Origin of the sequence: Pseudomonas taiwanensis DSM 21245, assembly GCF_000425785.1 — a bacterium.
Taxonomy (GTDB): domain Bacteria; phylum Pseudomonadota; class Gammaproteobacteria; order Pseudomonadales; family Pseudomonadaceae; genus Aquipseudomonas; species Aquipseudomonas taiwanensis.
The window spans coordinates 1-13,486 of record NZ_AUEC01000032.1 but is presented as its reverse complement, the minus strand read 5'-3'; the positions used below and the strand labels follow the sequence as shown (position 1 = coordinate 13,486).

The window sequence follows — 13,486 nt, the reverse complement described above, 5'->3', positions numbered from 1 at the left end:
ATCTATCCACTTTCTTCGTCAATAAATGCACCAAAAGAGTGCAAAGGGACAGCGTGTGACAACGCCCAATGCCTTGCAGGTCCAGGCCTTCACCACCAGCGATGTAACCGAGCAAGTCCGGGCCACCCCAGGCTGGCAGCAGCAGTACCGGCAGATGTCGCCGGGGCTGTTCAATGGCCAATTGCGGTGCCTCGGACTCGATGGCGTGGAGGTTTACGAAGAGCGCCTGAATACCCGCGTGGAGCAATTCTTCACGGCGCCGAGCGGGTCGCTGGCGTTTTGCTTTGACCGCAGCGAAGACAGCCTTTACCTGCTCAACGAGCAAAGCCGCAACATCTGGATCACCCCGGAGAACTACCAGGAAGTCGCGGTGGTGTTCGACCAGCGTTTCCTTTCCAGCCACGGCCTCGACCCGCAGCGTCTGGAGGGGTTGTTCATGGTGCCGTTGGGCAGTGGCCAGAACGCGTTGTTCGGCAGTTGGCTGAGCGCCACCCTGACACGCCTTGGCCGTGCCGACTGTCCGCTGGAGGGGCAGGCTTTGGCCGAGCAACTGCTGGAGGACTGCCTGTTCATTCTCGACAACGCCTGCCAGCGACTGCAGGGAGGGGCCTTGGGACGGCGTGGCGAGGAGCGGGCGATCATGCACAGGGTCAGCGAATGGGCGGCGGACTGCCCGGAAGAAACCCTGAACCTGATGCAACTGGCTGAGGTGGCGGGTGTGTCGCTGCGACAGCTGCAACAGGCGTTCAAGGCCTTCACGGGTCTGGCGCCTGCACAGTGGTTGCGGTTGCGGCGGCTCAACGGCGCACGCCGTGACTTGCTGCGCGGCGGCGAGGTGACCGTGGCGGAAGTCGCCATGCGCTGGTCGTTCTGGCACCTGGGGCGGTTTTCGGAAAGTTACCGACAGTTGTTCAGGGAGCTGCCGAGCGAAACGCTCAAGCGCGTCAGGGCCTGAGCCGGTCGTTTGCGCAGGTTCGGCACTGAGCCCAGCATTTGTGGGCGAAAATTGTTATCGTGCCCGGCTGTTCTGCCTCGAGGTGTCGATGTTCTACCTGCCTTTGTCCAGCGATCGAGCTGACCGTCTTGCCCGTGAGCCTGCCGCCGGCGACTTCTTTCTGTCCGCCAGCCTGCTGGAGGCTGCCGCCGTGCTGTTCGTGCAGAACCTGCCGCGCCAGTCAGGCACTCCATCGGTCGAAACCCAGGAGCGCCGACTGGCGGAGATGGTGCGTATCGCCAACGACGTGGAAGCAGCTGCGCCTGGTCAGTTCCAGGCGCAGGTCGCGCAACGCTACGACCGCGAGGCATTCGCCATGGGCTTGGGAATGCTGGGCGAGAACGGTATCGGTCTGCTGTCGGCCGAGGTCCAGTATGACACTCAGGAGTTGCTCGACGACGACGGTCAGTGGAGCTTTCAGTTCGCCGATATCTACCGGCAGCGCGCCACGCCCTTGCACCCGGTGTACTTGCCGTCGCTGGCCAGTGACCTGATGCTGAGCGACCAGCAGAACCGCCTGCTGCGCGAGTTCCTGTCATGTGCCGACGAGTCGGTGGCGGTGCAGGGCTTCGCAGGCACTGGCAAGACCTTTCTGATTCACCAGTTCGCCCGCTTGCTCGACCCTTCTCGTACATTGTTGCTGGCGCTGACGGAAGGTCAGCTCAGGGCGCTGCAGGCCAGGGTCAAGGATGCCCAGGCGTACACCGCGATGACATTCGGCCAACTGGCCGACGAAATACTCAACCGCGACCTGACCAGCAATGGCTGGCGTTTGCGTGATCCGTACCGGACCAAACTGTCGTGGCGCCCGCAGGAGGCGCAGGTGGTGAAATGGCTGGGTATCCCGGACATCGGCCCACTGGCAGCCCGCGATGTGGTGGCGCTGTGCATCAAGGCCGTGCGTGCGTTCTGCCACAGCGGGGACGACCAGTTGCAGCTGCACCATCTGCCCTGGGCCGGCCCGGGTATCACACCCTTGGACCAAGAGGTGCTGCTGGATAAAGCGCGCCTGTACTGGCAAGAACTGGTTCGCCCCTCGGCCCGTGAGATCCAGTTGCCGGTGCGTGACTACCACCGTGTGAAGCTGTTGTCGCTGACCTTCGAGGTGATCGACGCCCGCTACACCCATGTCATCGTCGATGAGGCCCATGAACTGTCGGCGCCCATGCTGGCCGTGCTCGACCGCAGCCCGCAGTCGGTCATCGCCCTGGGCGACGAACTACAGAATCTCAACGGCCTGAGCCCGCACCATGGCGGTTTCATCCGCCAGCGTTACATCGATCATTCGCTGCGCGCCGGGCCGGCCATGGACGCGGTGCTCAACCCGCTGATCCAGGCCCACCCGGCGTCGATCCAGGCAGCCTTCAGTGGCAGCGCCGAGCACTATACGCGCGTCAGCTTCTTCGATGCCGTGACGGTTCCCGAGCAGCCGACGGCGTTGATCGTCGATGACGAGTGGGGGCTATTCGGCTGGTTCCAGCGACTGACGCACCAAGGGGTGCCGTTCGTCCTGCTGCAAAGTGCACGCAAGGATTTCGAGCTGTTCGTCGAGGACTGCATCGAGCTGTACCGGTACGGAACCCGGCCACGCCACCCGATGTTGTTCCGCTATGCCAGCTGGCAAGCGTTGGAGCAGGACAAAGGCGACGACAAGGCCTTCATCGCGGTGGCCAACATGCTGCGCAAAGGCTATACCCCGGAGCATTTCGCCAAGGCCAAGAGCCGTTACCGCTGGGACAAGGCGCCGAAGCTGTTCCTGGGGCGGGTGCGGGATGTGAAGAACATGGAGTTCGCCCGGGTGATGGTATCGCCGGAATTGATGGTGGCGCCGAGCACTGGAGGAGGCCGCAATGAGCGGGCGCGGACGCTGGCCGGGCTTTATACCGCGTGTTCACGGGCGCGGCATGAGTTGATCGTGCCGGGTGGGATGCTGGACTGGGTCAAGGACCAGGCGCGGGGTTGAGGGTAATGGGGCCGCAAAGCGGCCCCATTGATCGGTCAGTTCCGATCCAGCCAAACGGTCTGGGCGTTGGTGAACTCCCGCACACCAAAGTGCGAAAGTTCACGGCCAAAGCCGCTCTTCTTCACGCCACCGAAGGCCACGCGGGGGTCGGAGGCGCAGTAGCCATTGATGAACACGCCACCCGTTTCCAGTGCGGCAGTCATGCGCTCGGCCAAAGCGTAATCGGCGGTGTAGATGGTCGAAGCCAAACCAAACTCGCTGTCGTTGGCCAGCTCCACCGCGTGGTCGGCGTCGCGTGCGGTGATGATCGCCGCCACCGGTCCGAACAGCTCTTGCTTGAACGCGGTCATGTCAGGGGTGACGTTGCCAAACACTGTCGGTTCGTAGAAGTTGCCCACGCCTTCGACCTTGTGGCCACCGAGCAGCAGGGTCGCGCCTTCGGCGAGGGTCGCCTGGACCTGGCCATCAAGCTCGTCACGCAGGTCGTAGCGGGCCATCGGGCCAATGTAGGTGTCATCTTCCAGCGGGTTGCCGACTTTCAGCTGGCGGGTCGCCTCGACGAACTTGCGGGTGAATGCTTCGGCGATGCTCGCTTCGACGATCAAGCGCTTGGCGGCAGCGCAAACTTGGCCAGTGTTCTGGTAACGACCGATCACAGCAGCCTTGACCGCGGCATCCAGATCCGCGTCCGCCAACACGATGAACGGGTCGGAGCCGCCAAGTTCCAGCACGCACTTCTTCAATGCAGCACCGGCTTGTGCGCCGATGGCCATGCCGGCGCGCACGCTTCCGGTGAGGGTGACGGCCGCAATGCGCGGGTCGTTGATAGCCCGAGTGACGCCGTCGGGGGTGACGTTCAGCACCTCGAACACGCCTTCAGGCAAACCTGCATCCTTGAACAACTCGGCCAGCAGATAGGCGCTGCCCATGACGTTCGGCGCGTGCTTGAGCACGTAGGTGTTGCCGGCCAGCAATGCAGGGACCGCGCCTCGCAATACTTGCCAGATCGGGAAGTTCCACGGCATCACGGCCAGGATCGGGCCAAGCGGGCGGTATTCGATACGGGCTTTTTCGACTTGGGTCGGCTCCGGCGCCAGCATCGCCGGGCCGTGTTCGGCATACCACTGGCACAGACCAACGCACTTGCTCACTTCGCCACGGGCCTGGGCGATCGGTTTGCCTATCTCGCGGCTGATCATCTGGGCGAAGGTTTCAGCCTTGGCTTGCAGCGTGTTGGCCAGGGCCAGCAGGTACTCGCTGCGCTGACCCAGGGACACCTGGCGCCATTGGCTGTAACCCGCCTTGGCACGCTGCAGCGCCGCTTCCAGTGCGGCGTCGGTATCGAAAGGGTAGTGGCCGATCTGCTCGCCGCTGAAGGGGTCGACGGAGATGGCGTGGGTCAGGCTGCTGATCTGGCTCATGGATGTACGCTCGTTGTTGTTTATCAGTCAGCCCAGACTAGTGGTGTAGGACTTTATTGAAAACTGAATAATAATGAGCGAAACATTCACGTTTGGAGAATGACTTTGGATCTGGTGCAACTGGAGATCTTCAAGGCGGTGGCCGAGCAAGGCAGCATCAGCGCTGCCGCCCAACACATTCATCGGGTGCCGTCGAACCTGACCACCCGCATCAAGCAGTTGGAAGAAGACCTGGGCGTTGAATTGTTCATCCGCGAGAAGAGCCGCTTGCGCTTGTCTCCGGCAGGCTGGAACTTTCTTGAGTACACCCGGCGCATTCTCGACTTGGTCCATGAGGCGCGGCTTACGGTGGCCGGGGAGGATCCCCAGGGCACTTTCGCCCTGGGTTCGCTGGAAAGCACCGCGGCGGTACGTATTCCGGCGTTGTTGGCAGCCTACAACCAGCGTTACCCGAAAGTGGATCTGGACCTTTCCACCGGCCCTTCCGGGACCATGCTCGAGGGTGTGTTGTCCGGGCGCTTGGTGGCCGCGTTCGTCGATGGCCCGGTGTTGCACCCGACACTGGAAGGCATTCCGGTGTTCGAGGAGGAGATGGTGATCATTTCGCCCCTTAACCATACCCCGGTAACCCGCGCCCAGGATGTCAACGGCGCAAGCATCTATGCGTTTCGCGCCAATTGCTCATACCGCCACCATTTCGAGAACTGGTTCGTCCAGGACCAGGCGGTACCAGGCAAGATCCATGAGATGGAGTCGTACCACGGCATGCTGGCATGCGTGAGCGCGGGCGCGGGCCTGGCCATGCTGCCGCGCAGCATGCTCGACAACATGCCAGGGTGCTGCACGGTCAGCGCTTGGCCGATGTCGGAAGATTTCCGTTACCTCAAGACCTGGCTGGTATGGCGGCGAGGGACGGTCTCGCGCAGCCTGAGCATGTTCGTGAAATTGCTCGAAGAGCGCCGCGTCGGCTGACCCTGCGCAGGCACGAACTCGGGCATGGCCGCGGCGTCAAATGCTAGGTAAGCCGTTCCCATGTGGAGGGTCGAATCATGCGCAATCATCACTATGCACTGGGCGCTTTGCTGTTGCTGACGCTCGCCTTGCCGTGGACGCTGGCGGCCACCGCCGACCTCAATGCACCCATCGACATGCAGGCGGTGCAACTGCAACCCCAGGAGCAAAATGGCATCCGTTACCTGCAGGGCGGTATCGGCCAGGATGAAGCCAATGCCTTGCGCAAGACGCCGGGCTATGACTTGCATGTCACCCTGTCCACTGGGTCGGAAGGGAAGTTCCAGACCGGCGCCCAGGTCGATATCCAAAGCGCCCAGGGCCAATCCGTGCTGAGCTTGAGTGACGTCGGGCCACTGCTATTCGTTCAACTGCCGCCAGGGCAATACAAAGTCGTCGCCAATGCCCAGGGCCAGACGTTGCAGCAACCTGTGGTGGTCACCGGCAAGACCCCTGCACGGGTGGACCTGAACTGGCGTTGAATCGTTAACGTCTGCGCAGGAGTACAGATGTGCTCCTGCCGCTCAGGAGCGTATCGCCATGAACCTGGCCATGAACCTGGAGCGCCAGCTCAAGTCGCTGGACGAGCAGGGCTACGTGCTGATCCCCAATGTGCTCGACCCCTTGCGGGTGGCCTTGGTGCGCTGTGCCATCGACGACTTGCAACCCATCCACTGGGACTACCAGGGGCTGCTGGAGCACTACAAATGCGTCTTCAATCGTAACCCGCTGTGGTTACCGTTTCTTGATCTGCCGCCGCTTATCAGCTTGGCTGAAGCCGTGCTTGGTCACGACTGCCACGTGATCGGTCAGACGGCATGGCGCAGCCATCCGGGTTATCCGGGCATGGCGCTGCATCTGGACCATCTGCCCATGGCGCTACCAGCCTGGCTTCGCGAACACGGCGATTTCACGCAACCAATACAGATCCTCACGGCGCAGTTGTACCTCACCGATGTCGACCAGTCCCTCGGGCCTACATGGGTGGTGCCGGGTAGCCATCGCGCGGGCCGCACGCCATGGGAAGGCGAACGCCAATGGCAGGGCAGAGAGGCCGAGCCAGTATTGTGCAAGGCGGGCGATGCCTTGGTGTTTCGCAGCGACCTTTGGCACAGCGGCGGCGCCAACCTCAGTGAATCGCGCGATCGCGACATGCTGCAGGTGCATTACGGGCGGCGCATGGTGGCGCAGAAATTCTCGCCGTACCTGGCCTGGCGCTTCAACCCGGAGGTGCTGGAGCATGCCACGCCCAGGCAGCGACGTTTGCTGGGCGAGCATGATGAGGCGGAGTACGACTAAGTCGTGGCTATTAGCCAATAGTGGCAAAAGCCTTTCAACTTTTTGATTAACTGGACAATAATCAAAAAAGTATTACCTCGTGTGACCGGTTGGATGCACCGGCCACCGCCATAAGTGAGGGGTTCAAGCCCCCGTGTGCCTAGCAGGCCCCGTCTTGGCAGCGGCCTGCTTGTGTTGACCATCAGGAGAAGTCATTGATGAAAACCCGTCTCGCCGCTTCGCTGGCCGCCGCTGTGCTGGCCCTCGCCGGTGCCAACCTGGCCCAGGCTGCACAGGTGTCCGGCGCCGTTGGGGCCACTGGCCAAGGCGACATGACCTACCGTATCGGCCTGTCGTTCGATTGGGACAAGAAGTGGTTGGAGAGCAGCACCGGCTACCTGAGCGGCTACTGGGATGCAGCCTACACCTATTGGGAAGGCGGTGAGGCAAGTGGTGCCCACTCGCTGTCGTTCAGCCCGGTGTTCACCTACGAGTTCAGCGGTTTCACCTATACCCCCTACATCGAAGCGGGTATTGGCCTGGCTGCGTTTTCCAAGACCGACGTCGGCGATCAGCGCCTGGGGTCGGCCGTCAACTTCGAGGACCGTATTGGCTTCGGTCTGAAGCTGCCGGGTGAGCAGAAAGTCGGCATTCGTGCCATGCATTACTCCAACGCCGGCCTCAAGCAGCCAAACGATGGGATCGAGTCGTACTCGCTGTTCTACAGCAAGGGCTTCTGAGGTTCCTGGGGTCGCCTTGCGGCCTCGTCGCCGGCAAGCCGGCGCCTACAAAAGTAGGCGCTGGATGCCCGATCCGACGATCACACTTCAGAAGGTGTACGAAACCCCGGCCTGCACTGTGCGCGGTTCGCCTGGGTAGACGTAGTTGTTGAACGCGCCTTCGTCGTAGCTTTTGTCGAAGACATTCTTCAGGTCCAGGTTCAAGCGCACGTGTTCATTGACCTGATAGAAGCTGAGCAGATCGACCACGGTGTACTGCTCCATGGTGTAGGTCGTGGCGGCGGTCTGGCCTTGACGGTCGTCCACGTACTTCACCCCAACCCCAAGCCCCAGCCCCTTGGCCAGTCCATCCTGGAACTCATAGGTGTTCAGCAGGCTGAAGCTGTTGCGCGGAATATTCGCCAGCCGTGTACCAGTGGGCAGGCTGGTGTCCTTGGTCACCTCGGCATCCACATACGCATAGCCGCCAATCACTCGCCACTCAGGGGTGATGTTGCCCGCGATGTTGATGTCCAGGCCACGGCTACGCACTTCGCCGGCTGCAATCTTGTCGGTGCCGGTGGGGTCGTTCGGGTCGTTGGCCAGGACGTTTTCCTTGACGATGTGGTAGATCGCCGCGTCGACGCTCAGCTGACGATCGAGCGCTTCCCATTTCACGCCCAGTTCGTACGACTTGCCTTTCTCGGGGTCGAAACCACGGCCTGAGCCGCCTGCAGGGGCACCGCTGTTGGGCTTGAACGAGCGGGCAGTGTTGGCATACACCGCGACGGTATCGGTCAGGTCGTACAGCAGGCCGAAACGAGGCGTGACGCCATTCTCACCCTTGTCGAAATCGCCTGCCTTGTTGAGCTTGTTGACGTAGTCATGCTCGAAGCGCTCGAAGCGCACGCCGGCCAGGGCTTTCAGGCGCTCGGTCAGGGCAACCTGGTCCTGGATGAAGAACGCCCAGGTCTTGAGGTTTTCCTTGTCATGGGTCGTGGTGCGGGTCAGGGCAGGGCGGGACTGGTCGTAGACCGGGTCGAACAGGTCGATCGGATAGTCGGTTTTGCCACCGGCCGAGCGCAGGATGATCGAGTTGTAATCGTAGTCTTCGTACTCGATGCCGGTCAGCAAGGTATGGCTGAAACCAGCGGTGTCGAAGTGCCCGGTCAGGTTGAGTTGGTAATCGCGGTCTCGCCACTCCAGGTGGCGGTAGTTGAAGTTGCGTCCCAAGGTACGACCGTCGGCCTGCAGACCGTTGGCTTCGATGGCATTGCCCTTGAGCGAGCCGTCCAGCCACTGCGTGCCGCCGCCCAGGGTCCAGTCCTCGTTGAGCGCATGCTCGAAGCGCAGCTGTGCCATGTTGTTGTCGTTGTGCAGCATGTTGTCGCTGCCTTTGCCCCACACGTTGGTGTCACGCGAGGCCGACCCAAGCTGGTTGGGCAGGCGGGTCAGGCCACGGTCCAGCGGGTGGTTGTTACGCATGAAGTCGCCTTCGAAGACGATCTTGGTCGCGTCGTTGACCTGCCAGCTGAGCACGGGTGCGACGCTGTAGCGTTCGCTTTCGACATTGTCGCGGAAGCTGTCGCCGCCTTCGCCGAGCACGTTGAGCCGGTAGGCGAGGTTGCCGTCCTGGGTCAACGGGCCAGTGGCATCCAAGGTTGCCCGCTGCATGCCCTGGTCATCGAGCTGGCTACCCAGGGTGACGTGCGACTCCGGCAGCGGCTGCTTGCTGACCACATTGAAGGTGCCGCCAGGATCGCCACGGCCATACAGGCTGGTCGCCGGGCCCCGGATCACTTCCAGACGCTCGACGGTGTTGGCATCGGGGGCGTTCGGGTAGCCGCGGTTGATCGGGAAACCGTTGCGGTAGAACTCGCCGGTCGTGAAGCCACGCACGGTGAAGGTGGTCAGGCCCTGACCGCCGAAGTTGTTGGCACGGCCGACACCACCGGCATAGTCCAGGCCGTCCTGCAGGCGGGTGGCGCCGGTGTCCGTCAGCACATCCTTGGGCACCACGCTGACCGATTGTGGGGTTTCGTGCAGGGCAGTGTCGGTACGGGTGGCGCTGGCCGAGCGGGTGGCCTTGTAGCCGGTGACCGGGCCGTCCGCGCGCTCACTGTCGGCGGAACTGGTAATGCTCAGAGCCTGAAGCTCGATCTGGACGGGTTCACTCTGGGGGTCGGGCTCAGCCCAAGCCTGCGCAGAGACAGCATGAAGCACACAAAGCGAAACGAACGTGCGACGCATCGACGGTACGATCCTGGAGAGGGGCGCTGGAAGTTAAGGGGGATAAGTGTCGCAAATTACTACGAATCATTATCAAATGCATTCTTTTTAAGTGGAGCGCGCGTGCCAGGTCCTAGTCCACCGCAGCACGGGTGCGTGCTGCGGTGGACGGTCAGCTCAGCGGGTGGCCTTGATCGCGAGCACGTTGCACAACGGATGTTCCAGCACGTGCGCCGTGGTGCCGCCCAGGAACGTTTGCATGGCGTCGTGCCGGTGGCTGCCCATGACGATCACGTCCGCCCGGCTGTGGTTGACGAACTCAGCGATGGCGCGAATCGCCGGGCCTTCCAGAAAATGCCGGCGTTCGAGGGGGATTTCGTGGTGGTCACCCAAGCGGTTGAATGCTGCGCGTTGCGCGGTGCGCACGCTGCCATCGAAGCCTGGCATGGTCACGGTGCCTGCGCCGAAGTCAGCAATGTGGGTCTTGGTCGCATCGCACACATGCAGCAGGTGCAGCTCGGCATTGCATTGCAGCGCCAGGGCGTGGGCACTGCGGATGACCTGCTCGTCGAGGTGCTCGCCGGCGCCATGGCTGTTGAGGTCGACCGCCGCGGCGACCTGCCGCGGCAGGGGTAGGCGGATATCGCTGACCAGGTGCACGGCCACCGGACTGTCCTTGAGCAGTTGCCAGTCCAGCGGCGTCACCAGCAGGCGCTTGAGCACGGGTTCGTGTTGCACGTCCTTGATCAGCAGGTCGCAACCAAGGCGCTCGACTTGTTCGAGGGCGCTGGCCAGTGGGTCGCGGGTCAGCAGTAACTCGGTGGAGACATCCAGGCCTGAGTTGGTCAGTTGTTCAGCTTCGTCGGCCAGCCATTGCCGGTTGTCGCTGAGCAGGCGCTCACGTTCGCGGCCATCGCTCATCAGACCAAAGGTGTCGACGTCGTCGACGAAGACATTGATATCCAACAGCGCACCGCTGGATTCTGCCAGCGCGGCGGCGCGCTGCAGGGCGGGCGTGTGGCGCATTTGTGGGCCGAGCATGACGAACAAACGCTTGAACTGGCTCATCTCACACCTCCACGTGTGGCAGCCCCCCGGTTCATGCCTGTGTAGTTTTCTGGTCGTTGATGCCGTGCTTGTTCGTTCAGTCTAGACCTCGTGCGCAACGATGGCTTTGATTCGGTCGTGTCGGGGGCGGGCCGTTTTGACGTGGTGCCGTCCCCCGTAGCGGAGGTGCACTAACTTTATTCAGACTTGAAACTTCGCCACCTTCTCGTAGAACGCGCCTATGGTGATTGGCATCAATGTCAGTATACGAACTCCGCTCTCGTCGACGTGGATGCCATTGGCGGCTGCATGATAAACGTTAAGTTCCGAAAAGCCGTTTTTTCCGAAGTCATTATCGACTGTTCCATCCACGTTGAGTCTTGCTACGTGAAGGCTGGACTGTGCCTCTGGATCGTCACCACTTCGATAGGTTCGAGTTCCGGCCAGCAGCAACCTTCCTTGCGTGTCGAATTGCAGATGGTCGAAAACTTGCCCACCTTCAAGGTCTCCCCTGACTTCACGGGTGAACTGGGCAATTGGTTCGCCCTGCACGGTGTAGCCGTGCAAGTGCGTGCTGGTCGTGATGCTTGGCCAAACGGAAACGCTAGCCACTATCACGTCTTTGTGGATGGCAAGGCCTGCTCGGTTGGCGTTGCCACTGTCCGGTATTTTGATGGACCCTTGTACTCCAAAGGACGTATCTGGCAGAGCGTTCGGTTGATAACGCTGAAGGTGGATGGCCCCATCGGCTTGCCCAACCACAACGAAACCACCGTCGGCCATGAATGCCACATGGTAGGGAACCAGCGCTTGCCCATTGATTCTTGGCAGTTTCAACTGACTGGACTTCCCATCCTCGCCCAGGCCGGGCACTGGTGCTCCTGTTGCAGCATCCAGCAGCGCACACCAGAGGTCGTCATCCTGCGCCTCCCACGTTGCCACCGAGCCAGGGAAAACGGTGATGATGCGGTCACCGATAAGTGCAAGTTTTGGCTTGTATCTATAGTCAACGGCCTTTTGAAATTCGTTATACCCGAGGGTTTTAACAAGGGCCTCGGGCAGTAACGTGTTTTCTTTTTTGAAGGGCGGAGATGGAAGGGCGATGCCATCATCACCAAATCCGGCAACCGGAGAGAATGTTCTATCGTAGGCTCCCACTGCTACATGTACGACAGCTTTGTCCGTGTCGCCGGCGTAAATCACAGTCGAGGCTGTCAGGTAGCGTTCTTCATTTTTGTATTTTGCAAAGGTCATTGCATTGAAGTTGAAAACCTCGTAGGGAAGTGGCGAACTCTGCTTTTTGGAAACTTCAACATGGCCGGTTGCTTCATCCCATTGGCCGTCAGCACCAAGGCGGGTAAATACACCTTTTTCTCTCGTTGTGACATCATCAGTGTCGTAGCCGTAAAAGACCATGCTGCCATCGTCAGCGCTGGTGTATGGGTAAACTTGAAGCGTTTCTCTATCTGGGTTCTTGGGGGGCAGGGGCGGTACGCTTGCTTCTCCCTGATTGCCATACGATTTGTCGAGGTAGCCCGCACCTTCATTGGTGTTCATGCTCACGATTCTCCTGTTTCAAGACACGCTCACGTTGAGCGATTGGCTCTTGTCCAACAACTGTTAGAAATAACAGGTGGGTCGGGAATGCAGTCGGACACTTCGCGGATGCTCGCTCCACCGCCAAGCGCTATGTCAGGTATGATGCGAGCCCCATCATTTCCACGAGGCCTATCCCATGTCCCTGAGCGTTGAACAGATTGGCGAATTCCGTGCCTTTGCCGAGCAGTTGGCTGACGCAGCTGCCTTGGCGATCAAGCCGTACTTTCGCGCCAGCCTGGATGTCGAGGACAAGGGAGGGCGCTTGTACGATCCGGTGACCGTGGCCGACAAAGCGGCTGAGGATACGATGCGCGAACTTATTCAAGCTCGTTACCCTGAGCATGGCATTCTCGGTGAGGAGCTTGGCACGGCGCTGGGCAGCAGCCCGTTGCACTGGGTTCTGGACCCGATTGACGGCACTCGCGCGTTCATCACCGGCTTGCCGCTGTGGGGTACCTTGATCGCGTTGAACGATGGATCGCGTCCGGTCGTGGGTGTGATGAACCAACCTTTTACCGGCGAGCGGTTCGTGGGTACGCCTGAGGGGGCCTGGGGTAACAAGACGCTGCTTAAAACTCGGGCCTGTTCTGACTTGGCGTCTGCCACTTTGATGTGCACCACGCCGGATATGTTCGACACACCCGCACGCAAGGCGGCCTTCGAAGCCGTTGCTGGCAAGGCGCGGTTGATGCGTTATGGCGGCGATTGCTATGCGTACTGCATGTTGGCTTCGGGGTTTGTCGATGTGATTGTCGAGGCGAGTCTGCAGCCTTATGACGTGCAGGCGCTGATGCCGATCATCGAAGGGGCGGGTGGGGTGATTACGGCGTGGGATGGAAGTTCTGCGCAGCATGGTGGGTGTGTGGTTGCATGTGGTGATCCTAAGTTGCATGCACAGGTGCTGGAGATGTTGCGGTACGCGATGTAAATATAAATGAGCGGAAACTTCGATATTCAATCCGTGCGGTGATCTGGGCTCTGAGCTGGTGTTGCTTTATAGTGCTGTGAGTGTTTGTGCTACGTATTCGGTTTTAGGTTTGACGCTTTGGTGTTTGGGTTTATGAGCATATCCATTTGCCAAGGCGACGCTCCATCACCTTTCCGCTCTTACAGCGGGTCACTTTTTGGCACACGCCCCAAAAAGTAACCAAAAAAGTCTGGCTCCTATCATCCGGCCCCTGCGCTGCGCTCCGGGGTTCCCTCGCTCCGGGCTTGCTCCGGGAGG

The 13,486-nt window shown here is 60.8% G+C and carries 11 protein-coding genes; 7 read left to right on the top strand and 4 right to left on the bottom strand.

The features are described 5' to 3' along the window. Positions 1–55: 55 nt before the first annotated feature. Together H620_RS0115000 and H620_RS0114995 are read left to right on the top strand one after the other, a co-directional pair. A complete protein-coding gene (locus H620_RS0115000; protein WP_027907570.1) occupies positions 56–955 on the top strand; it encodes a helix-turn-helix domain-containing protein in 900 nt (299 codons plus the stop codon). Positions 956–1,043: 88 nt separating this feature from the next. Beyond that, positions 1,044–2,957 carry a P-loop NTPase family protein gene (locus H620_RS0114995; RefSeq protein ID WP_027907569.1) on the top strand — a complete coding sequence of 638 codons (1,914 nt, stop codon included), beginning with the start codon at positions 1,044–1,046 and terminating at the stop codon, positions 2,955–2,957. Between the two features lie 35 nt (positions 2,958–2,992). Here the strand turns inward: H620_RS0114995 and H620_RS0114990 are convergent, their stop codons facing one another. After that, a complete protein-coding gene (locus tag H620_RS0114990; RefSeq protein WP_023380486.1) occupies positions 2,993–4,378 on the bottom strand; it encodes an aldehyde dehydrogenase family protein in 1,386 nt (461 codons plus the stop codon). Positions 4,379–4,483: 105 nt separating this feature from the next. On the opposite strand from H620_RS0114990, the gene ptrR reads away from it, so the two are divergent. From ptrR to H620_RS0114970, 4 genes are all read left to right on the top strand, one after another. Beyond that, on the top strand, positions 4,484–5,350 hold the full coding sequence (ptrR, locus tag H620_RS0114985) for a putrescine utilization regulator PtrR (RefSeq protein ID WP_027907568.1): 867 nt from the start codon (positions 4,484–4,486) through the stop codon (positions 5,348–5,350). 77 nt (positions 5,351–5,427) lie between these two features. Then, positions 5,428–5,871 (top strand): hypothetical protein, encoded by a 444-nt coding sequence (locus H620_RS0114980; RefSeq protein WP_023380488.1) that lies wholly within the window; start codon positions 5,428–5,430, stop codon positions 5,869–5,871. A 70-nt stretch (positions 5,872–5,941) separates the two neighbouring features. Then, complete coding sequence (locus H620_RS0114975) at positions 5,942–6,688, top strand: phytanoyl-CoA dioxygenase family protein (RefSeq protein ID WP_027907567.1); 747 nt, start codon at positions 5,942–5,944, stop codon at positions 6,686–6,688. A 197-nt stretch (positions 6,689–6,885) separates the two neighbouring features. Beyond that, positions 6,886–7,407 (top strand): acyloxyacyl hydrolase, encoded by a 522-nt coding sequence (locus H620_RS0114970; RefSeq protein ID WP_023380490.1) that lies wholly within the window; start codon positions 6,886–6,888, stop codon positions 7,405–7,407. 87 nt (positions 7,408–7,494) lie between these two features. Here H620_RS0114970 and H620_RS0114965 read toward each other — a convergent pair whose 3' ends face one another. The 3 genes from H620_RS0114965 to H620_RS0114955 form a co-directional block, all read right to left on the bottom strand. Next, positions 7,495–9,636 carry a TonB-dependent siderophore receptor gene (locus tag H620_RS0114965; RefSeq protein ID WP_027907566.1) on the bottom strand — a complete coding sequence of 714 codons (2,142 nt, stop codon included), beginning with the start codon at positions 9,634–9,636 and terminating at the stop codon, positions 7,495–7,497. A gap of 156 nt (positions 9,637–9,792) precedes the next feature. Continuing rightward, a complete protein-coding gene (locus tag H620_RS0114960) occupies positions 9,793–10,683 on the bottom strand; it encodes a universal stress protein (RefSeq protein ID WP_023380492.1) in 891 nt (296 codons plus the stop codon). A 180-nt stretch (positions 10,684–10,863) separates the two neighbouring features. Beyond that, on the bottom strand, positions 10,864–12,219 hold the full coding sequence (locus H620_RS0114955; RefSeq protein ID WP_027907565.1) for a delta-60 repeat domain-containing protein: 1,356 nt from the start codon (positions 12,217–12,219) through the stop codon (positions 10,864–10,866). Positions 12,220–12,397: 178 nt separating this feature from the next. Between H620_RS0114955 and hisN the strand changes: the two genes are divergently transcribed. After that, positions 12,398–13,189 (top strand): histidinol-phosphatase, encoded by a 792-nt coding sequence (hisN, locus tag H620_RS0114950; protein ID WP_023380494.1) that lies wholly within the window; start codon positions 12,398–12,400, stop codon positions 13,187–13,189. Positions 13,190–13,486 lie beyond the last annotated feature (297 nt).

What these genes read in the sequence shown, in the direction of transcription:
- H620_RS0114980 (WP_023380488.1), top strand. Translation starts at nt 5,428, where the DNA reads ATGCGCAATCATCACTATGCACTGGGCGCTTTGCTGTTGCTGACGCTC.
- H620_RS0114955 (WP_027907565.1), bottom strand. Translation starts at nt 12,219, where the DNA reads ATGAACACCAATGAAGGTGCGGGCTACCTCGACAAATCGTATGGCAAT.
- H620_RS0114965 (WP_027907566.1), bottom strand. Translation starts at nt 9,636, where the DNA reads ATGCGTCGCACGTTCGTTTCGCTTTGTGTGCTTCATGCTGTCTCTGCG.
- H620_RS0114960 (WP_023380492.1), bottom strand. Translation starts at nt 10,683, where the DNA reads ATGAGCCAGTTCAAGCGTTTGTTCGTCATGCTCGGCCCACAAATGCGC.
- H620_RS0114970 (WP_023380490.1), top strand. Translation starts at nt 6,886, where the DNA reads ATGAAAACCCGTCTCGCCGCTTCGCTGGCCGCCGCTGTGCTGGCCCTC.
- hisN (WP_023380494.1), top strand. Translation starts at nt 12,398, where the DNA reads ATGTCCCTGAGCGTTGAACAGATTGGCGAATTCCGTGCCTTTGCCGAG.
- H620_RS0114990 (WP_023380486.1), bottom strand. Translation starts at nt 4,378, where the DNA reads ATGAGCCAGATCAGCAGCCTGACCCACGCCATCTCCGTCGACCCCTTC.
- H620_RS0114995 (WP_027907569.1), top strand. Translation starts at nt 1,044, where the DNA reads ATGTTCTACCTGCCTTTGTCCAGCGATCGAGCTGACCGTCTTGCCCGT.
- H620_RS0114975 (WP_027907567.1), top strand. Translation starts at nt 5,942, where the DNA reads ATGAACCTGGAGCGCCAGCTCAAGTCGCTGGACGAGCAGGGCTACGTG.